This window comes from Leucobacter holotrichiae (assembly GCF_055791005.1).
Genome location: NZ_JBVUAC010000002.1, coordinates 309,402 through 329,383, shown reverse-complemented (window position 1 = coordinate 329,383; position 19,982 = coordinate 309,402). Strand labels below are relative to the sequence as shown.

Below are 19,982 nucleotides of genomic sequence, written 5' to 3'. Positions count from 1 at the left end.
AACGCTCGAGGGGCGGATCCGCACTGCGCGGATCCGCCCCTCGTCTTCTCAGTGGGCGACGGCTCTTCGCCGACTCGCTCCGAGATTAGCGCTCGGAGGCGGTGCGCCTACGAGCGCTAATCCGAGCCCCTCTCGCTGCGGACCCGGGCCGAGATTGTTTGCATGACGGAGGTGTCGGCGAGGGTGGTGGTGTCGCCGATCTCCTTGCCCTCGGCCGCATCCTTGAGGAGGCGGCGCATGATCTTGCCCGAGCGGGTCTTGGGCAGTTCGGTGACCACGAAGATCTGTCTCGGGCGGGCGATGGCGCCGATCTGCTCGGCGACGTGTTTCTTGAGGGCGGTCTCGGCCTCTTCGGGGGTGAGCAGGGTCTGTTGCGATTTCAGGATCACGAACGCTACGACCGCCTGCCCGGTCGTCTCGTCGTCGGCGCCGACCACCGCGGATTCGGCGACCGCGTGGTGCTCGACGAGCGCGGACTCGATCTCCGCGGTCGAGAGCCGGTGGCCCGAGACGTTCATCACGTCGTCGACCCGGCCCAGCAGCCAGATGTCGCCGTCGTCATCGTAGCGAGCGCCGTCGCCGGCGAAGTACTGTCCGTCGAACTTCGACCAGTAGGTGTCGATGAATCGCTGATCGTCCCCCCAGATGGTGCGCACCATCGACGGCCACGGACGCTGCACCACGAGCAGTCCGCCCTGGCCGTGATCCACCTGCTCGCCCTGCTCGTTGACGACGGCGGCGGTGATCCCCGGCTGCGGGACCTGCGCGCTGCCCGGCTTCAAACCGGTGAGTCCCGGCATCGGGGCGATCATGATCGCGCCGGTCTCGGTCTGCCACCAGGTGTCGACGATGGGGGCCTGCCCACCGCCGATGACCTCGCGGTACCAGCGCCACGCCTCGGGGTTGATCGGCTCCCCGACGCTGCCGAGCACGCGGATCGACGACAGATCGTACTGCTCGGGCACCTGGCGGCCGACCTTCATGCAGGCTCGGATCGCGGTCGGGGCGGTGTAGAAGATCGTGACGCCGTACTTCTGGATGATCGACCACCAGCGACCCCAGTCGGGCGTCTCGGGAGTGCCCTCGTACATGACCTGGGTGGCGCCGTTCGCGAGCGGACCGTAGACGACGTAGCTGTGACCGGTGATCCAGCCCACATCGGCGGTGCACCAGTAGACATCGGTCTCGGGCTTGAGATCGAACACGTCGCGGTGCGTGGCCGAGACCTGCGTCAGGTAGCCCGCGGAGGTGTGCAGGATGCCCTTCGGCCTGCCGGTCGTGCCGGAGGTGTAGAGGATGAACAGCGGGTTCTCAGCGGGGAAGCCCTTGGCCTCGTGCTGACCGTCGAACGAGGTGATCTCCTCGTGCCACCACAGGTCGCGTCCCTGCTGCATCGCCACGTCGTTGCCGCCGCGCTGCACCACGAGCACGCGCTCGACCGAGAGCGGCGTGCCGGTGTCGAGGGCGAGCGCGTCGTCGACCGTGGGCTTGAGCGCCGAGACGCGGCCCTTCCGATAGCCCCCGTCAGCGGTGATGACGAGCTCGGCCTGTGCGTCGTCGATGCGGGCGCGCAGGCTCTCGGCGCTGAACCCGCCGAACACGACCGAGTGCGCCGCCCCGAGCCGGGCCACCGCGAGCATCGCGATCACGGTCTCGGGGATCATCGGCATGTAGATCGCGACACGGTCCCTGGCCGAGACACCCAGGCTCGTGAGCATGTTCGCTGCCCGCTTCACCTCATAGGTCAATTCGGCGTAGGTCAGCGTGCGCGTATCGCCCGGTTCGCCCTCGAAGTGGATCGCCACGCGTTCCCCGAGGCCCGCCGCGACATGGCGATCCAGGCAGTTCGCAGCCACGTTCAGCTCGCCGTCGGCGAACCACTTCGCGAACGGCGGGTTCGACCAGTCGAGGGTCTCGGTGAACGGCTTGGTCCATTTGAGCTGCCGCGCGCGTTCCGCCCAATAGGCTTCAGGGTCTTCCGCCGCCCGCCAGTACGTCGACGGATCGTTCACGTTCGCCTGCGCGCGGAACTCGGGTGTCGGCGGGTATACCTCCACCTCCTCGCGCTGCTGCAGCGGGTGACTTTCGATAGTGCCATTCTGGTCAGTCATGGACGCCCTTATCCGTTGTTGCCGGTGTTGCGCTCGCGGGAGCGACTCTGGCGGTCGCACCCGCGATGCACGCGATTGTTGCAGTTTCAGGCTATACCGTTTCGGGGCCCTCGTGCTCCCGCGATCTGTTCGCTCTGCTGCTCTGTATCCGCCCCATATTCCGCTCACAACGAGGCGATTCGAGCGAATGCGACTGACTTGTCCACAATCGGGGTGAATCGGCCGCGGCGGCGCCTGCGGGCTGCTTTTCTTGGGGCATGACCGCTGATCCCACACCCGCGCTCCGTGCTCCGCCCGCCCGTACCGGCGGGCTCGGGATCGCGGCGAAACGCGCGCTCGGCGGTCTTCTTCCGCTGCTCGACGACCCCGAGCTGAGAGATCTGCTGGTGCAGGTGCGCGGCGGCCGAGGACAGCTCTGGGTCGACCGGAGCGGCAGGCTGGAGGCCGTCACCGGCTGGCACGCGGATGCCGCCGCAGTGGGGCGCCTGGCCACCGAGCTGATCGCCGCGGGCGGGCGCCACATCGACGAGCTGAATCCCGTCGCCGACGTGCGGCTCGGCGACGGGATCCGAGTGCACGCGGTACTGCCGCCGGTCGCGGTGGAGGGGGCAGCGGTCTCGATCAGGGTGCCCAGGATCACCCCCCTGAGCTTCGACACGCTGGTGCGCGGCGGGCTCTGCGATCCGGTCATGGGGGCCGCGCTCCGCGACGCCGTGGCGGCTCGTCGCAACCTGCTGGTCACGGGAGGAACCGGGAGCGGCAAGACCACGGTGCTGGCCGCGCTCATGGATCTTGCCGACCCGCGGGAGCGGATCCTGGTGATCGAGGACGTCGCCGAACTGCGGCTGCGGCACCCGCACGCGCTCTCCCTGGAGACTCGGCAATCGAGCGCCGAGGGGGTGGGGGAGGTGACCCTCGACCGGTTGCTGCGGGAGGCGCTGCGCATGCGGCCCGACAGGATCGTGCTTGGCGAGTGCAGAGGCGCCGAGGTCGCGACGCTGCTCTCCGCACTCAACACGGGTCATGACGGCAGCGCGGGCACCCTGCACGCGAGCAGGATCACGCATGTTCCGGCCAGGCTCGAGGCGCTCGGCGCGCTCGCCGGGCTCGAGCCGCGCGCGCTCGCGCGTCAGGCGGCCTCAGCGCTGCACGGGGTCATCCAACTGGAGCGGGCGCGAACGGGGCACCGGGTGGCAGGCGTGGGCAAACTCGTGCTCGACGGCGCCGGGCTGCTCGGAATCGAAGAGGTGCGGCCGTGAACCCGGAGCGGAGATGGGAGCCGCTGCTGATGATGCGGCGGGTGCTGCTGGCGCTACCGGCGCCGCTGCGATCGTTTCGATCACTGCGCGCGCAGACGCGGAAGCGGAGTGGCGGTACGGGCGTCGGCGACGCTGAAGCGGTGACCTCGACGAATGCTTCTGCCGCCGAGATCGCTCTGCGCTGCTCGTCGATGCTGCGGGGCGGAGTAGCCCCGAGCCGTGCTCTGGCGCGAGCCACCGCGGAGACCGGCGCGGATCGCGAGGCCGGGATTGCGGGTCGTATCACCGGGGGCCTGTCGCCGCCGGAAGTGCTCGCCGCCCGCGCTGATCCGGAGTGGCGGATCCTCGCCGTCGCGTGGCGTCTCGCCGAGCAGAGCGGGGCGCCGCTGACCGCAGCGCTGCACAGGATCGGCTCAGCGCTGCGAGAGTTGGAGCGCTTGCGGGAGCGCCGAGAGGTGCTGCTCGCGGGGCCGAGAGCGACGGTGAGACTCGTCTCGTCCCTACCGCCGCTCGCACTGCTGCTCGGATCACTGCTGGGATTCGACCCGCTGCCGGTGCTGCTGAGCCCGATCGGGGCGGCGCTGCTCGGATCGGGTGCCGTTCTGCTCGCGGCCGGAGTCGCCTGGAGCCGGAGCCTGCACCGGAGCGTCGCGCGTGAGGACCGCGTCGACGGGATCGAACTCGAACTCGTATGGATCGCCCTCGGGGGCGGTGCGCCTCCCGCGACGGCCCGGCTCCGCACCGTCGATGCCGTCGACTCGCTGGGTGCCGAATGGGTGCCGTTCGCGGCTTTCGAGAGTTCGGGGTTGCTGGCGAGAACCCTGGATGTCTCCTCCGGCATCGGTACGCCCTTGCGGCCCCTCCTGCTCGAGGAGGCCGGTGCCGCGCGCATGCGGTCGCACGCGGAGCTCGAGCGGGCCGCCGAGAAGCTCGGCGTGCGGGTGCTCGTGCCGCTGGGAGTGTGCGTGCTCCCGGCCTTCATCGTGCTCGGCGTCGTTCCCGTGCTGATAGCGATGCTGGGGGTGTGAGACGGGCGAGGCACTTCGCTCACAAACAGCGGGTTTCCGACGCCCCGTACGACTTATCCACGGATCCTCCGTTTCGCTCCAAACGGGTCTCTGCGCCCCCTCAGGATGGGGTGACCGGCGACCGCCGGAGCGGAACACCACCGAGAAAACACCCGTGACACACCACCAAGGGAGACCCCATGAATACCAGACTCGAACTCGCCTCGGACCGCGGAACCAGGGTGGCGAAGCGCCGCTCGGCATCTCCCCACACACGGAGATCGGCGCGGACGCCGAACCCGGCCCCGGATCCGATCCCGTTCACCGATGCAGGTGCCGGCGGGCGAGGACCCGGCCTCGCCCGTGTTCGACAACTGCTCGAGGACGAGCGCGGCGCGATCACCGCGGAATATGCGGTTGTGATCATGGCCGCGGTAGCCTTCGCCGGGCTGCTCGTCGCGATCATGCGATCCAATGAGATACGCAGCATGCTCGTGGAACTGGTGCAGAATGCGCTGGGCACGGGCGGATGATCGCGGCGGCCGCGGTGATCGCGGTGGCGATGGGGACCGTAACGATTGCGGGGACCTCCGCGATCGCGGTGGCCGCAGTGGTCTCGGCTTCCGCGCCGGCTGCCCACGCGGGAATCGGTGCGCACCCGCTCGAGCCATCCTCGAGGCGTTCGGGCGCGATGAGCGGGGCACGGTCACCGCGGAGTTCGCGATCGTGATGCCGGCGGTGCTCGTGGTGCTGGGGCTCGCCATCGGCGGGATCTTCATCGCGGCTCAGCGCATCACCCTGGTGACGACGGCCGCCGAGGTGGCCAGGCTCGAAGCCAGGGGTGACGAGGACAGAGCACGGGCGAGGCTCCAGGAAAGTGGATCGGAGACCTCGGTGCACCGGGAGCGCAGCGGGCCGCTGCACTGCGTCACGCTCGGTTCGCGGCCGGGAGGAGGGCTGCTGTCGGCGATCAGCATCGAGAGCCGGGCGTGCGCCGCCGTGAGCGGTGAGCACGGGGTGGGGCCATGAGTGCTCCGTCTCTGCTCGCGTGCGGCGCGGCGGCCCTCTGCATCGGGTTGCCGGTGATCGCGGCCAGCGCTCAACTCGAAGCCGGTCATCGGGCGGCGGGGGCCGCGGACGCCGCGGCGCTCGCCGCAGCCGACGCCGTTTCCGGCTGGGCGGAGGGCGAGCCGTGCGCCCTTGCGGCAACGGTGGCCGCGGAGGTGCGGGGCGAGTTGACGCTCTGCGAGGTATCGGCTCCGCGAGCAGAGGCGAGGGTGGAGGTGCGGATCGGGGCACCGCTCGGCGGCGCTGTCGCCCGTGCGCGTGCCGGATCGGCACCGGGGGTACCGGGAGCATCGGGCGCGCCCGACGGCGTCGTCGGTGCGAACGGTTGGGCCTGGCCGTCGGACCGTCGCGCCGTCTCGCAGGGGTTCCACGACGGATTCTCGATCGATCTCGCGGTCACCGCTGACGGCGCGCTCTACGCCCCCTACGAGGGGACGGTCGTGCGCGCGGGGCCCGACGGAGGCGGGGTGCCCGCGGCCTGCCTGGCGCGTCCGGAGTGGTGGCGCGGGACGAACCACACCGTGCTCATCCGCCACGAGTTCGAGGGGCGCGTGATCTACAGCTCTCACAACCACGTGGCGCCCGGTTCGTCCCAGCAGCTCGGGGTGACGCCCGGTGCGCGTGTGAGAGCGGGGCAGCGCGTGGCGAGCGCGGGGATGAGCGGCTGCACCTCCGGCCCGCACACCCACTTCACGCTCTCGACGACGCCCTCGAACGCGTACCCCGACATCGACCCGTTCGAATATCTCGGACGCCCCTGAGGAGGGGTGGCGGGCGAAGAGTGGCACAGAGGGGCGATGAGCGGTGATATGAATAGAGGATCGCCGGAGAACCCCGATGAGGGTTTCTTGCACGAGAGTGTGTATCGTGTCGGTGCAGAACCGCGTGGCGGTGCAAGGCGGGCGATCGGTAGGAGTGCGATCCCGCCGTCTGTGAGTTCGAAGCAACGAAGGAGCCCCGTGGAGGGTACGAAGAAACTCGTGATCGTCGAGTCGCCGACCAAGGCGCGCACGATCGGCGCCTATCTCGGCGACGATTACGAGGTCATCGCATCGGTCGGGCACATTCGCGACCTCGCCGAGCCTTCGGAGCTTCCGAGCGAGCTGAAGAAGGGGCCCTTCGGCAAGTTCGCCGTCGACGTCGAGAACGACTTCGCGCCCTACTACGTCGTCAACGACAACAAGAAGAAGACGGTCTCCGAGCTCAAGCGTGCGCTCAAGGGAGCCGACGAACTCTGGCTCGCCACTGATGAGGACCGCGAGGGAGAAGCCATCGCCTGGCACCTGCTCGAGGTGCTGAAGCCCAAGGTGCCGGTGCGGCGGATGGTGTTCCACGAGATCACGCGGGAGGCGATCGAGCAGGCGAAGCAGAACACCCGCGACCTCGACACCTCGCTCGTGGATGCGCAGGAGACCCGCCGCATCCTCGACCGTCTGTACGGCTACGACATCTCGCCGGTGCTGTGGCGCAAAGTCGCCCCGAAGCTCTCGGCGGGCCGCGTGCAGTCCGCCGCCACGCGCCTGGTGGTCGACCGCGAGCGTGAGCGGCAGACCTTCCGCGCCGCAGAGTACTGGGGCCTGACGGCGACGTTCCGCCCGGGCGCAGACGCGCAGGACACCACCGACTTCGAGGCCAGACTCGTGCGTCTCGGCGAGAACCGCCTCGCGACGGGCGGCGACTTCGGCGACGACGGCGAACTCACGGCGAAGGCGGCGAAGGCCGGTGTGATCGGTCTCGGGCAGCAGCGAGCCGAACGCCTGGCGCAGCTGCTCACCGAGGAGGTACCGGCCACCGTCATCTCGGTCGAGACGAAGCCGCACACCCGCCGGCCTGCCGCACCGTTCACCACCTCCACGCTGCAGCAGGAGGCGTCTCGCAAACTGCGGTACAGCTCGCGCCAGACCATGTCGTTCGCGCAGTCGCTGTACGAGAACGGCTACATCACTTATATGCGTACCGATTCGCCGACTCTGTCGAGCCAGGCGATCCAGGCTGCGCGCAAACAGGCCGCAGAGCTCTACGGAGCCCAGACGGTGCCCGAGAAGCCCCGCGTGTTCAAGGGCAAGTCGAAGGGAGCGCAGGAGGCGCACGAGGCGATCCGTCCCGCGGGCGACACCTTCCAGCGCCCGAGTTCGCTGAAGGGCAAGCTCACGCAGGGCGAGTTCGCGCTGTACGAGCTGATCTGGAAGCGCACGGTCGCGAGCCAGATGGCCGATGTCAAGGGATCGACCGACACCGTCACCGTCGGCGCAACCGTGGTAGAGGACGGCGCAAGCGCCCCCACCCCGCTCGAGTTCACCGCCAGCGGTACCGTGATCACCTTCCCGGGCTTCCTGCTCGCCTATGAAGAGGGACGCGATGAGAAGCGCGGCGATGCCGAGCAGAACGTGTCGCTTCCCCAGCTCGCGGAGGGCCAGGCGCTCGGCGTGGCCGACCGGGAGGCGAAGGGGCACGAGACGAGCCCCCCGCCCCGCTACACGGAGGCGAGCCTCACGAAGCGTCTCGAGGAGCTCGGCATCGGTCGGCCTTCGACGTACGCGGCGATCATCAGCACCATCATGGATCGCGGCTATGTGACGAAGAAGGGCCAGGCGCTCGTGCCGAGCTGGATCGCGTTCTCGGTCGTGCGTCTGCTCGAGGAGCACTTCAGCGAGCTCGTCGACTACGACTTCACCGCTGAGATGGAGAACGACCTCGACCGCATCGCTGCCGGAGACGAGGCGCGGGGCAAGTGGCTCGGCGACTTCTACTTCGGCACCGACAATCACCCCGGTCTGCGCGGCGTGGTCGACAACCTGGGCGAGATCGACGCCCGCGCGATCAACACCATCAAGATCGACGACCAGATCTCGCTGCGCAACGGCAAGTACGGTCCCTACCTCGAGGTCTTCGACGAGAAGTGCGAGGTCGGCGAGGACGGGGTGCTGAAGCCCCGCAGCGTCAATATTCCCGACGGCATGGCCCCCGATGAGCTAACGCCGGAGAAGGCTCACGAGCTGGCGGACGCCGAGCCCGCCGAGGATCGCGTGGTCGGCCTCCACCCGCAGACCGGCAAGCGAGTCGTCGCCAAGAACGGCCGCTTCGGCCCCTACGTCACGGAGCTGCCCGATGAGGGCGAGGAACTGCCCAAGGGGCAGAAGCCGCGCACGGCATCGCTCTTCAAGACCATGGATCCCGCGACCATCGACCTCGACACCGCGGCCGCTCTGCTCGACCTGCCCCGGGTCGTCGGCCAGGACCCCGAATCGGGCGCCGAGATCACGGCCCAGAACGGCCGCTACGGTCCCTATCTGAAGAAGGGGACCGACACCCGATCGCTGCCGAGTGAGGATGCGATCTTCTCGATCGACCTCGCCGGTGCCCAGGAGCTCTTCTCCCAACCGAAGTACGGCGCACGGAAGGCGTCGAGCGCCCTCAAGGAGTTCGACGCCGATCCGGTCAGCGGCAAGCCGGTCAAGGTGCGCGACGGCCGCTTCGGCCCGTACGTCACCGACGGTGAGACCAACGCCACGATCCCTCGTGGCGACAGCGTCGAAGACATCACCTTCGAGCGCGCCGTCGAATTGCTCGCCATCAAGCGCGCCAAGGGCCCGGCGAAGAAGAAGGCTCCGGCGCGCAAGACGGCTGCGAAGAAGACCGCAGCCTCGAGCGCGAAGTCCACCACCGCCAAGAAGACCGCGACGAAGCCCGCCGCGAAGAAGAGCACGGCGAAGAAGGCGGTCGACCCCGCCCGCTCGGCCGCGGCCAAGAAGGCCGCGGAGACGCGCAAGGCGAACGCCGCGAAGAAGGCCGCGGAGGAAAAGTAGCCGAGGCCGCGGGCGAGTAGCCTCCCCGCGATACCCCGCTGACCCACGCCGAGAGGTCGAAAACGCATGTGTTTCTTCTGAGGAGCATGCGTTTTCGACCTTTCGGGGATGGAGTGCGGGCGGGGCGGCCCCGCGCGTCGGACACGCCGGCGCCAGGGTGCCCCGAAGCTCAACCGGCGGGTAACCGGAGATGAGAGACTGGACCCCATGAGCGGAATCTTCATCACTCTCGAGGGCGGCGACGGCGCGGGCAAGAGCACGCAGGCGGAGCTGCTCGGCGCCTGGCTCGAAACGCGCGGTTACGAGGTGGTTCGCACCCGAGAGCCGGGAGGCACGCGCCTCGGCGCCGAGATACGCCGGCTGCTGCTGCACGGGGGAGAGGACGTCGGCGACGTCGATCCGCGCGCAGAGGCTCTGCTCTACGCGGCCGATCGTGCGCAGCATGTCGCCAAGGTGGTGCGGCCCGCGCTCGAACGCGGGGCCGTCGTGGTGCAGGATCGCTACATCGATTCCTCCCTCGCCTACCAAGGCGCCGGCCGCGTGCTCGACGTCTCCGATGTGCGGCGCATCAGCGAGTGGGCCTCCGAGGGGCTGCGACCGCAGCTGACGGTGCTGCTCGATGTCGACCCCGAGGTCGCGGTCTCCCGGCGGGAATCGCGGGGAGGCACCGATCGGCTCGAGGGCGAGACCGACGACTTCCACCGGGCGGTTCGCCAGGGGTTCCTGGAACTCACCGAGGCCGACCCCGACCGCTACCTGGTGCTCGACGCCGACCAGCCCGCCGAGGAGCTCAACGAGGCCGTCATCGCCCGCGTGGCGCCGCTGCTCTCCGCGCTGTAACGTCCGCAGGCTCAGCCCGTCATCCGCTCGTAGAGGCGCAGCAGCCCGTCGCCCGAGAGGCTCACGACCCCGCCGGTGAGTTCGGACATCACCGCAGGGCCGGGTCGGCCGGGTCGGCCGGTGAGAGCGGGGAGGCTGCCCTCCCACGGGGGGGGGTCGAGGCCGGTGACGGCGGGCTCTGTGACGGAGGCCGCCCTCCCGTCGGTGTAGACCTCTCGCACCGTTGTAGACCTCTCGTACCGCGCGAGAGGTCTACAATGGTGCCGCAGGTCTACACCGGCGCCGAGAGGGCGGCGTCGAGAATCAACGAACCCGCCCGGCCGAGCGACGAGGGTGCGGCGCCGCGGAGACACGAAGGAGCCCCTGCGGCGCGAGCGCCGCAGGGGCCGTGACACTGCTTCGGCAGGCTACTCCGAGATGCCGGGACCGGGGACCTGCATCGAGCGCTCGAAGCGCGCCGCCGCGGCATCCGCGACGGCCTCGCGCGGATCCGCGGCGATCACCGCACCGAAGCGCTCGGGCAGCGTGGCCTGAGACGCCGCGCGCAACTCCGCGAGCGGCAGGGTGAAACGATCCTGCACCTCGATGACCGCGGCATCGCCCGCGCCGTCAGTGACACCCACGCGCAGTACCGGGAAGCCGCGGCCCTCGCACAGGCCACGGAACTTCACCTCCTCCTCGTGCGGCACCGCGACCAGCACGCGCGCCTGCGACTCCGAGAACAGGGCTGCCGTATCGTCGACACCGTCGCGCGACACGATCTCGTCGATCCACACTCGCGCGCCCACACCGAAGCGGAGCGCGCCGTCGGCCAGCGCCTGGGCCAGCCCGCCCTCGGAGAGGTCGACCGCACCCGAGATCAGCCCGCCCTGGGTGCCGGCCTGGAGCAGCTCGGCGAGCGCGCGCTCGGCGTCGAGGTCGGCGACCGGCGGGCGTCCGCCCAGGTGCTGGTGCACGGCCTCGGCCCATGCCGAGCCGTCGAGTTCGTCACGGGTCACGCCGAGCAGGTACAGGTGCTCGCCCTGATCCTGCCAGCCGCTCGGCACGCGGCGCGCGACGTCGTCGATGATGCCGAGCACACCAACCACCGGGGTGGGATGGATCGGGGTGTCGCCGGTCTGATTGTAGAGGGACACGTTGCCGCCGGTGACGGGCACCTCGAGTGCGAGGCACGCATCCGAGAGGCCTTCGACCGAGCGCGAGAACTGCCACATCACCTCGGGGTTTTCGGGGCTGCCGAAGTTGAGGCAGTCGGTGACGGCGGTGGGCACCGCGCCCGAGGCCGCCACATTGCGGTAGGCCTCCGCGAGCGCGAGCTGCGAGCCGACGTAGGGGTCGAGCTGGCAGTAGCGGCCGTTCGCATCTGTGGAGATCGCGACGCCCAGGCCCGACTCCTCGTCGACGCGGATCATACCGGCGCCATCGGGGAACGAGAGCGCCGTGTTGCCGAGCACGTACTTGTCGTACTGGTTGGTGACCCAGTCGACGGCGGCCTGGTTGGGGGAGGCCGCGACGGTGAGCATCTGAGCGCGCAGATCGTCGCCCGACGCTGCGCGGGCGAGCCCGGATGCGCGAACGCCGGAGGCCTGCAGCTCGTCGATCCATGCCGGGTAGGCGACGGGGCGCTCGTAGACCGGGCCGTCGACCGCCACCGTCGAGGGATCGACGTTCACGATCTCCTCGCCGCGCCAGTTGATGACGAGGCGGCCGGTGTCGGTGACCTCGCCGAGCACGCTCGTCTCGACGTCCCACTTCTCGGTGACCGCGAGGAACGCGTCGAGCTTCTCGGGCGCGACGACCGCCATCATGCGCTCCTGGCTCTCCGACATGAGGATCTCCTCGGCGGTGAGCGAGGGATCGCGCAGCAGCACGCTGTCGAGCTCGATGAACATGCCGCCGTCGCCGTTGGCCGCGAGCTCGGAGGTGGCGCAGGAGATGCCGGCAGCGCCGAGATCCTGGATGCCCTCCACCAGCTCGCCGCGGAACAGCTCGAGGCAGCACTCGATGAGCACCTTCTCGGCGAAGGGATCGCCGACCTGCACGGCGGGGCGCTTGGTCGGCCCGCCCTCGCTGAAGCTGTCGGACGCGAGGATCGAGGCGCCGCCGATGCCGTCGCCGCCCGTGCGCGCGCCGAACAGCACGACCTTGTTGCCCGCGCCGGAGGCGTTGGCGAGGTGCAGGTCCTCGTGGCGCAGCACGCCCACGCCGAGGGCATTGACGAGGGGATTGGCCTGGTAGACCCGGTCGAAGACGGTCTCGCCGCCGAGGTTCGGCAGACCGAGGCAGTTCGCGTACGAACTGATGCCCGAGACGACGCCGTGCACGACGCGCGCGGTGTCGGGGTCGTCGATGTCGCCGAAGCGCAGCTGATCCATCACCGCGACCGGGCGCGCACCCATGGAGATGATGTCGCGGATGATGCCGCCCACACCCGTCGCCGCACCCTGGAAGGGCTCGATGTAGCTGGGGTGGTTGTGGCTCTCGACCTTGAAGGTGACGGCCCAGCCCTCGCCGATGTCGATGACGCCGGCGTTCTCGCCCATGCCGACGAGGAGGCGCTCCTTCATCTTGTCGTTGACCTTCTTGCCGAACTGGCGCAGGTAGATCTTCGACGACTTGTAGGAGCAGTGCTCGGACCACATCACCGAGTACATGGCGAGCTCGCCCGAGGTGGGGCGGCGGCCGAGGATCTCGCGGATCCTGTCGTACTCGTCGGGCTTCAGACCGAGGGCGCCGTACGGCTGCTCCTTGTCCGGTGTCGCGATCGCGTCAGCCACCGTGTCGGGGCGAGGGGCATGGGTGGGGGCGGCGGTGTCGGTCACGCTCGATGTGCTCCAGTGAGTGAGGGATCGGGATCGGCTCCGCGAGCCGAAACATGCAGGCTCCAGTCTATCCCTCCTCGTGCCGGGAGTCCTCCGTCGCGCAGGATGGCGGAGGCGACTCGCGAGGCGATCCGTTGCCGTTTCACAGGCGGACGCGCGAGACTTGGTGCATGAGCGATCCGAACACGAACGCACCTCAACCGAATTCGCCGGAGTCCGAGTCCGAGCTGACGGCCGGGTCAGAGCCGACCCCGGATTCACAGCCGACCCCAGAATCTGAGCCGGCGTCGGGTTCCGGGCCTGCGCCGGAGCCTCAGTCGACGCCGGATTCCGAGCCGACACCGGAGCCGGCGTCCTCGTCGGGTCACTGGCTGAAGCCCGAGCCGGGGTCTCGCCCCGCGCGCGAGGAGGCGCCGCAACTCGACCTGCAGGAGCCCTTCTCGTGGCAGAAGGAGCCGAGCGCCGGATCAGAGGAGTCGGCTTCGACCCCCGGCGCGTCGGCTGCTCCGGCGGGGCAGGGCCCCGCGGTGCCGAGTGCTCAAGCCCAGGGTTCTGAATACCCGAGCCGCCCGGCACCACCGGAACCGAGCGCGGCGGCACCGGAACCGAGCTTGGCGCCACCCGCACCGAGCGCGGCACCACCCGCACCGAGCGCGGCAGGCCCGACGCAGGGCGCGCCCGCTCCGGAGCCGAGTCCGGCCGCCCCGGTCCACGGCGCGCCCGCTCCGGTGCACGGCGCACCCGCCGCGCCCGCTCAGGCGCCCCAGCAGCCCGCGAAGAAGCGCGAGCGCGCTCCGAAGCCCGGGCGGGCGGCGAAGTCTGAGGACGCCGGCCTGTCGACGTTCCTGAAGGTCAGCATCATCCTGCTCGCCGGCCTCACGGTCGCATCGATCTCTCTGCTGTTCATCGGCGATTTCGAGGGCAAGTTCGAGCGTGTCTTCTCGACGTTCGCGCTCTTCGCCGTGTTCGTGCTGTTCACCGCGCTCGACACCCGTCGCGAGCAGAAATCCGAGTGGTATGCGCCGGTGGCGCTCATCGCCAACGCCTACATCCTGGGTCTGCTGCTCATCGTGATCTGGATGACGCCGTACGCGGCGTTCGGGCTCATGCTCGAGATCTTCTGGAAGTCGGTGTTCGTGATCCTCGTCACGAGACTCGTGATCCTCTGCTGCCAGCTGCTGCTCGGCATGGGCGTGAAGCTGCCCGTCGTGGTGACCCGTTTCGCATTCGTGACGAGTGTGCTGGCCGTGCTGTCGGGCATCCTCTTCACCGCTCCCGTGGGCATCGAGGCGTTCGATCTGCACATCCCCGATCTGTACTGGAAGATCGCCACGGCGCTGCTGATCCTGACCGCCCTCGGGCTGTCGATCACGCTGCTGCTGCGCTGGTCGTACGGCTCCGCGGCCCGAGAGGCCGCCCGTGCGGCGCGAGGGCCGGCGCCCTACATCGGTGCGCCCCAGCCGAGCGCCCAGGCGCCCCGCGGGCAGCAGGCCGGCCCGGTGCAGCAGGCCCCGGCGCAGCCCCGTCCTGCGCAGTCGGTCGCTCCTCATCAGGGGGCGCAGCAGCCCCAGCAGGCCCCGAGGCCGTCCGGATCGCAGGAGCCCCAGCAGCAGCCTCAGTCCCAGCCGTTGCTGCCGTGGCCGACGTTCCCCGACGGGCGCCCGCTCCCCGCGGGCCCCGACGGCCAGCCCGACTTCTCCGCGCTGCAGCAGCACCGCGGCTGATCGCGGCGCTCGCGGTCCTGACGAATGCCCAGCCGCCCTCCGGGTCGCTGGGCATTCGTGCGTTCAAACGGCCTCTGATCAGCAATTCCGGAAATGGGCGCGAATCGTGTTGAACATCAGATGAACGTATGTATAGGCTTACTACGGGTTCTCCCCGGGCGCCTCATGAGGGCCGGGGAGCCGTGAAGCACTGACGCGCGCACCGCCTCGGTGCTCTTGGGGCCGAGGGTCTGCTCTTCTGCGCGCACAGTGCTGCTCGGTGCCCGTTGCATCCCGCCCGTCGTACCTCGAACATCAGGAGCCGAACCGTGTCCATCCGCATCACCCGCAGCGCCGCAGCTGCGCTGACCCTGGGCGCCGCGCTCGCGCTCTCCGCCTGCGCCTCGAGCGCCCCCGCCTCGGAAGAGCCGTCGGAGCCGGCGAAGGCCGCCACCGTCACCATCACCGATAACCACGGTGAGGTCGAGGTGCCGGTCAACCCCGAGACCGTCGTCGCGCTCGACAACACGGCCTTCGACACCCTCGACGAGTGGGACATCGAGCTGGCCGCGGTGCCGAAGGATGTCATGGGTTCGGTGTGGCCCGACTACATCGACGACGAGAACGTCGCCAACGTCGGCAACCACCGCGAGCCGAACCTCGAGGTCATCGTGGCAGAGCAGCCCGACCTCATCATCGGCGGGTACCGCTTCGGCGATTACTACGACCAGATCAAGGAGCAGAACCCGCAGGCCGTGGTCATCGAGATCGCTCCGCGCGAGGGTGAGGACGAGTTCGGCGAGCTGAAGCGCCAGACCGAGATCCTCGGCCAGATCTTCGACCACGAGGAAGAAGCGGCCGCACTGAACAGCGACCTCGATGAGGCGATCGCCGGTGCGAAGGACGCCTACAACGGCAGCGACACCGTCATGGCCGTCAACACCTCGGCCGGCCAGATCGGCTACATCGCCCCCGTCGTCGGCCGCTCGCTCGGCCCCGTGTTCCCCGAGCTCGGCTGGAAGCCGGCGCTCGAGGTCGAGGGCGCGACCGACGATCACCAGGGCGACGACATCAGCGTCGAGGCCATCGCGGATTCGAACCCCGACTGGATCGTCGCGCTCGACCGCGATGCCTCCTTCGTGCCCGAGGACCGCGAGCCGGGCTCGGCGCCCGCGGACGAACTCATCAGGGGCTCGGAGGCACTGCAGAACGTCACCGCCGTGCAGAAGGATCAGATCGTGATCCTCGACCCCAACTTCTACCTGACCGAGGGCATCCAGGCGTACACTGAGCTGTTCAACCAGCTCGAGGAGGCATTCTCCGCCGCATGAGCCGCACGGCCATGACCCCAGAGGGTCGCGACAGCGGGGCGCACGTTCACGAGAACGGGCGCCCCGCTGGGCGTGTCCACGACATGACGGTGGTCGGGGGCACTCGGCCCGTCGCGCCCGAGCTCGCCCCGCCGAAGCGTCGCCCCTGGCTGCTCATCGCCGCGATCGCGGTCGTTCTCGCACTGCTCGTGGCGTCGCTCGCCGTCGGCGTCTACGACATCGCCGGCAGCGACTTCGGGTCCGAGATGTTCTGGATCACCCGCGTGCCGCGCACCATCGCGCTCGTGCTGGCCGGCGCTGCGATGGCGACGAGCGGGCTCGTGATGCAGATGCTCACCCAGAACCGCTTCGTCGACGCCACGACGTCGGGCACGACCGAGTGGGCGGCGCTCGGGCTGCTGCTCACCACGCTGCTGCTGCCGGGCGCCGGTCTGGTCGGCAAGATGGTGATTGCGAGCTGCTTCGCCTTCGTCGGGGCGATGCTGTTCATGCTGATCCTGCGCCGCATCGTGATCCGCACCACGCTCGTCGTCCCCCTGATCGGCATCATGCTCGGGGCGATCGTCAGCTCGCTCACCACCTTCATCGCGGCGCAGACCAACCTGCTGCAGATGCTCGGGGTCTGGTTCATGGGCAGCTTCACCTCGGTGGTGCGCGGTCGCTACGAGGTGCTGTGGGTGGTCGCGATCGTCACGCTGCTCGTGTTCCTCATGGCGGATCGGATCACGGTCGCCGGCCTCGGCAAGGACGTGGCGACGAGCGTGGGCGTGCGCTACGAGGCGATCCTGCTCGGCGGTACCGCGCTCGTGGCGGTCGCCGCGGGAGTGACGACGGTGGTCGTGGGCTTCCTGCCGCTGCTGGGGCTCGTGGTGCCCAACATCGTCTCGATGATCCGCGGCGACAACGTGCGCAGCAACCTGCCGTGGGTGTGTCTCGGCGGCATCGCGCTCGTGGTGCTGTGCGACCTGGTGGGGCGGATCATCATCATGCCGTTCGAGATCCCCGTGTCGATGGTGCTCGGTCTCGTCGGCTCGGCGGTCTTCATCACGCTGCTGCTGAGGCAGCGGGGAAGGTGAACGTGGAGAGCAGCATCGTCAGACTGGCGAGCACCGGCGAACCACCGCTCGTCACCCAGCCCCGCGGAGCCCGGTGGCGGGAGGCTCTGCCGATCGTGATCGTCTTCGCCGTCGCGGCGGCCCTCGCCGTCGCGATCTTCGTCTACGGCAACCCCGCGCCCGTGGGCAGCCCGGGATTCTGGATCATCGCCCAGACGCGCCTCACCTCGCTCGGCACCATCGCCTTCGTCGCCGTGAGCCAGGCGCTCGCGACCGTGCTGTTCCACACCGCCACGTCGAACCGCATCCTCACTCCGTCCATCCTCGGTTTCGACGCGCTCTACGTGCTCACCCAGACCGTGCTCGTCTTCGTGTTCGGCACCGCGGCCGCGAGCATGGAGGGCATTCCGAAGATCATCGCGCAGAGCGTGCTGATGGTCGTGTTCGCGACGCTGCTGTACGGCTGGCTGTTCTCGGGGCCGCGCGCGAATCTGCACCTGCTGCTGCTCGTGGGGGTGGTGCTCGGGATCGGATTCGGCTCCGTGTCGACCTTCCTGCAGCGCATGCTCACGCCGAGCGAGTTCGACGTGCTGAGCGCCCGGCTCTTCGGCAGCATCAGCAAGGGCAACCCCGACTACCTGCCGATCGCTGCGGGTCTCGTCTGCGCGATCCTCGTCTTCGTGTGGCTGCGCCGCCGCACCTACGACGTCGTGGCGCTCGGACGGGACGTGGCGATCGGCCTCGGAGTGAACTACCGGCGCGAGGTGGTCACCGTGCTCGTGCTCGTCGCGGTGCTGGTCTCGGTGTCGGCGACGATGGTCGGGCCTATGACGTTCTACGGCTTCCTCGTCGCGACGCTCGCCTACCAGTTCGCGCGAGGCGACTCTCACGCCGAGATCATCCCGCTCGCCATCGGCATCGCGCTCGTCACCCTGCTGGGCGCCACGTTCGTGCTCAAGCATGTATTCGCCGCGGCCGGCCTCGTCACGGTGATCATCGAGTTCGCGGGCGGCCTGCTGTTCCTGATTGTCCTGCTGAGAAAGGGGATGCGTTGACCGACGCACACATCGAGACCGCGGCGGAGGCCCCGTCGGGGTCCGATCCCGCCGCCTCCGGCATCGAACTGCGCGGTGTCGAGAAGACGTACGCCGGCCGTCACGTGCTCGGGCCGGTCGACCTCAGCCTCGAGCGGGGCGGCGTGACCGCGCTCATCGGGCCGAACGGGGCGGGCAAGTCGACGATGCTCACCATCATCGGGCGCCTGCTCGATCCCGACTGCGGGCGCGTCTCGATCGGCGGCCTCGACGTGCGCACCGCCAAGTCGAAGCAACTGGCCAGGGTGGTGTCGATCCTCAAGCAGGAGAACCACTTCATGGCGCGCCTCACCGTGCGTCAGCTCGTCACCTTCGGTCGGTTCCCGCACTCCGCGGGCAGGCTCACCGAGACCGATCAGCGGGCGATCCACGCGGCGATCGCGTTCCTCGACCTGGCCGGGCTCGAGGAGCGCTTCATCGACGAGCTCTCGGGCGGCCAGCGACAGCGCGCCTTCGTGGCGATGGTGCTCGCGCAGGACACCGACTTCGTGCTGCTCGACGAGCCGCTGACCGGGCTCGACATGCGGCACGCGGTCAGCATGATGGGTCAGGTCCGCGCGGCCGCCGACGCCCTCGGCAAGACGGTCGTGCTGGTGATCCACGACGTGAACTTCGCCGCGGCCTACGCGGACCGCATCGTGGCGCTCGCCGAGGGGCGCGTCGTCGCCTCGGGCACCCCGGAGGAGATCATCACCTCCGAGGTGCTCGAGCGCGTGTTCGAGACGCCGGTCGACGTGGTGGAGCACGGCGGGCACCGCGTCGCCGTGTACTACCGGCCGTAGGGGGCCCGGGGCCTCGCCCGAAGTTCGGAGCTGGCCCGAAGCTCGGATCTCGCCCGTTATTCGGACAGGCAGGCAATGATCTGCTCCGAAGTTCGGATGAGCTCCGAACGAAGGGACGAGGATCGCGGCGCTACTCCTCGAACAGCGCCGCGACGGCCGCGGGCTAGGATCCAGCGGGAGGTGCGGGAACAGCGTCCAGGGCCGACGTCCGCCAGTGCTCAGGCGTGCCGCGGGGAACCCAGCTGCTTGGAGAGCTCTCGGGCGGTCTTCGCGGTGTAGGTGCCGAGCACGTCCAGCCGGTCCCCGATCCGGGCTTTCGGGGCACTCACGTTGACGGCCGCGACGATACGCCCCGTGAAGTCGACCACGGGAGAAGACGCGGCGACCACGCCGCTCTCGAGCTCTTGGTCGGAAGTCGCGTAGCCGCGCTCGCGCACCGACTTCAGTTCGAGCAGCAGGCTGTCGAAGTCGGTCACGGGGGAGGTGCCGGGCGCCGGCTCGGGGAGCACCGGGAAGCCGAACGGCCCGGTCTCGGGGTTCAGTGGCCCGATGAGCGCTCGGTCCTGGCCATGCGCCTCGTACCACTGCCTGAGCGAGGTCTCATCCCAGTCGCTCAGCAGCACCCGGCCCGACGGCGTGCGCCACGCGGCCGTCGTGCTGCCCGCCCAACCCGTGGTGCGCACCTCCAGCGGGCTGAGCTCGCTCACCAGCGTGAGCACGTTGCCGCCCTGCAGTACGCAGAGGTGGCTCGTCTCCCTGGTGACCTGGGTGAGCTTGCGCAGGTGGGCCCGCGATGCTCGGACGAGGGCCGCCTGCGCCGTGTGCGCTGCGAGTGCGTAGAGTCGCGGGCCGAGGAAGTAGCGCAGGGAGTCCTCGTCGCGATCGACGAGGCCGGCGTCGGCGAGGGTCGCGAGCGCCCGGGAGACGGCCGCCTTGTCGCGGCCGACGAGCTGTGCCACCTGCGAGACACCGAGGCCGCCGCCGCGCAGGGACTCGGGCGAGGCGAGTGAGTCGAGTAGGTCGAGATCTCGACCGAGACCGGATGAGTTGCGGCGGGGGCTCGTCTGGCGTGCGGATTCGTTCATAACAACACGATAACGCTAT

The 19,982-nt window shown here is 69.5% G+C and carries 16 protein-coding genes; 12 read left to right on the top strand and 4 right to left on the bottom strand.

What is annotated here, in order from left to right; translation table 11 throughout:
* Nucleotides 1-116: 116 nt before the first annotated feature.
* A complete protein-coding gene (gene acs / locus AC0KXF_RS05245) occupies nt 117-2,111 on the bottom strand; it encodes an acetate--CoA ligase (protein ID WP_473108181.1) in 1,995 nt (664 codons plus the stop codon).
* A 257-nt stretch (nt 2,112-2,368) separates the two neighbouring features.
* On the opposite strand from acs, the gene AC0KXF_RS05240 reads away from it, so the two are divergent.
* The 7 genes from AC0KXF_RS05240 to tmk all read left to right on the top strand — a co-directional run bounded on the left by AC0KXF_RS05240 (nt 2,369) and on the right by tmk (nt 10,091).
* Nucleotides 2,369-3,370, top strand: coding sequence for a CpaF family protein (locus tag AC0KXF_RS05240; protein ID WP_473108180.1), 1,002 nt, complete (start codon nt 2,369-2,371; stop codon nt 3,368-3,370).
* A 140-nt stretch (nt 3,371-3,510) separates the two neighbouring features.
* The gene (locus AC0KXF_RS05235) at nt 3,511-4,398 is read left to right on the top strand and encodes a type II secretion system F family protein (protein ID WP_473108179.1); all 888 of its coding nucleotides are present in this window, start codon (nt 3,511-3,513) and stop codon (nt 4,396-4,398) included.
* A gap of 179 nt (nt 4,399-4,577) precedes the next feature.
* Nucleotides 4,578-4,910: a DUF4244 domain-containing protein gene (locus AC0KXF_RS05230; protein ID WP_473108178.1), complete on the top strand. Its 333-nt coding sequence runs from the start codon at nt 4,578-4,580 to the stop codon at nt 4,908-4,910.
* A gap of 136 nt (nt 4,911-5,046) precedes the next feature.
* Complete coding sequence (locus AC0KXF_RS05225; protein WP_473108199.1) at nt 5,047-5,406, top strand: TadE family type IV pilus minor pilin; 360 nt, start codon at nt 5,047-5,049, stop codon at nt 5,404-5,406.
* Nucleotides 5,403-6,206 carry a M23 family metallopeptidase gene (locus tag AC0KXF_RS05220; RefSeq protein WP_473108177.1) on the top strand — a complete coding sequence of 268 codons (804 nt, stop codon included), beginning with the start codon at nt 5,403-5,405 and terminating at the stop codon, nt 6,204-6,206. Before AC0KXF_RS05225 ends, AC0KXF_RS05220 begins: the two co-directional genes overlap by 4 nt.
* A 198-nt stretch (nt 6,207-6,404) precedes the next feature.
* Nucleotides 6,405-9,251: a type I DNA topoisomerase gene (gene topA, locus AC0KXF_RS05215; RefSeq protein ID WP_473108176.1), complete on the top strand. Its 2,847-nt coding sequence runs from the start codon at nt 6,405-6,407 to the stop codon at nt 9,249-9,251.
* A gap of 207 nt (nt 9,252-9,458) precedes the next feature.
* A complete protein-coding gene (tmk, locus tag AC0KXF_RS05210) occupies nt 9,459-10,091 on the top strand; it encodes a dTMP kinase (protein ID WP_473108175.1) in 633 nt (210 codons plus the stop codon).
* An 11-nt stretch (nt 10,092-10,102) separates the two neighbouring features.
* Here tmk and AC0KXF_RS05205 read toward each other — a convergent pair whose 3' ends face one another.
* Nucleotides 10,103-10,312 carry a hypothetical protein gene (locus AC0KXF_RS05205; protein WP_473108174.1) on the bottom strand — a complete coding sequence of 70 codons (210 nt, stop codon included), beginning with the start codon at nt 10,310-10,312 and terminating at the stop codon, nt 10,103-10,105.
* 186 nt (nt 10,313-10,498) lie between these two features.
* A complete protein-coding gene (gene purL / locus AC0KXF_RS05200; protein WP_473108173.1) occupies nt 10,499-12,913 on the bottom strand; it encodes a phosphoribosylformylglycinamidine synthase subunit PurL in 2,415 nt (804 codons plus the stop codon).
* Between the two features lie 728 nt (nt 12,914-13,641).
* On the opposite strand from purL, the gene AC0KXF_RS05195 reads away from it, so the two are divergent.
* The 5 genes from AC0KXF_RS05195 (at nt 13,642) to AC0KXF_RS05175 (ending at nt 18,878) form a co-directional block, all read left to right on the top strand.
* On the top strand, nt 13,642-14,637 hold the full coding sequence (locus AC0KXF_RS05195) for a hypothetical protein (protein ID WP_473108172.1): 996 nt from the start codon (nt 13,642-13,644) through the stop codon (nt 14,635-14,637).
* Nucleotides 14,638-14,945: 308 nt separating this feature from the next.
* Nucleotides 14,946-15,947 carry a siderophore ABC transporter substrate-binding protein gene (locus AC0KXF_RS05190; RefSeq protein ID WP_473108171.1) on the top strand — a complete coding sequence of 334 codons (1,002 nt, stop codon included), beginning with the start codon at nt 14,946-14,948 and terminating at the stop codon, nt 15,945-15,947.
* Between the two features lie 83 nt (nt 15,948-16,030).
* Nucleotides 16,031-17,023 carry an ABC transporter permease gene (locus AC0KXF_RS05185; protein ID WP_394358282.1) on the top strand — a complete coding sequence of 331 codons (993 nt, stop codon included), beginning with the start codon at nt 16,031-16,033 and terminating at the stop codon, nt 17,021-17,023.
* A 2-nt stretch (nt 17,024-17,025) separates the two neighbouring features.
* Nucleotides 17,026-18,057, top strand: a complete 1,032-nt coding sequence (locus tag AC0KXF_RS05180; RefSeq protein WP_473108170.1) for an iron chelate uptake ABC transporter family permease subunit — start codon at nt 17,026-17,028, stop codon at nt 18,055-18,057.
* 104 nt (nt 18,058-18,161) lie between these two features.
* Nucleotides 18,162-18,878: an iron ABC transporter ATP-binding protein gene (locus AC0KXF_RS05175; RefSeq protein WP_473108198.1), complete on the top strand. Its 717-nt coding sequence runs from the start codon at nt 18,162-18,164 to the stop codon at nt 18,876-18,878.
* 218 nt (nt 18,879-19,096) lie between these two features.
* On the opposite strand, the gene AC0KXF_RS05170 is transcribed toward AC0KXF_RS05175, so the two are convergent.
* The gene (locus AC0KXF_RS05170; RefSeq protein WP_473108169.1) at nt 19,097-19,963 is read right to left on the bottom strand and encodes an IclR family transcriptional regulator; all 867 of its coding nucleotides are present in this window, start codon (nt 19,961-19,963) and stop codon (nt 19,097-19,099) included.
* Nucleotides 19,964-19,982 lie beyond the last annotated feature (19 nt).

Bases quoted from the DNA above. Each gene is read 5' to 3' on its own strand.
- acs (WP_473108181.1), bottom strand. From the start codon at position 2,111: ATGACTGACCAGAATGGCACTATCGAAAGTCACCCGCTGCAGCAGCGC.
- AC0KXF_RS05220 (WP_473108177.1), top strand. From the start codon at position 5,403: ATGAGTGCTCCGTCTCTGCTCGCGTGCGGCGCGGCGGCCCTCTGCATC.
- AC0KXF_RS05170 (WP_473108169.1), bottom strand. From the start codon at position 19,963: ATGAACGAATCCGCACGCCAGACGAGCCCCCGCCGCAACTCATCCGGT.
- AC0KXF_RS05185 (WP_394358282.1), top strand. From the start codon at position 16,031: ATGACGGTGGTCGGGGGCACTCGGCCCGTCGCGCCCGAGCTCGCCCCG.
- AC0KXF_RS05240 (WP_473108180.1), top strand. From the start codon at position 2,369: ATGACCGCTGATCCCACACCCGCGCTCCGTGCTCCGCCCGCCCGTACC.
- tmk (WP_473108175.1), top strand. From the start codon at position 9,459: ATGAGCGGAATCTTCATCACTCTCGAGGGCGGCGACGGCGCGGGCAAG.
- AC0KXF_RS05230 (WP_473108178.1), top strand. From the start codon at position 4,578: ATGAATACCAGACTCGAACTCGCCTCGGACCGCGGAACCAGGGTGGCG.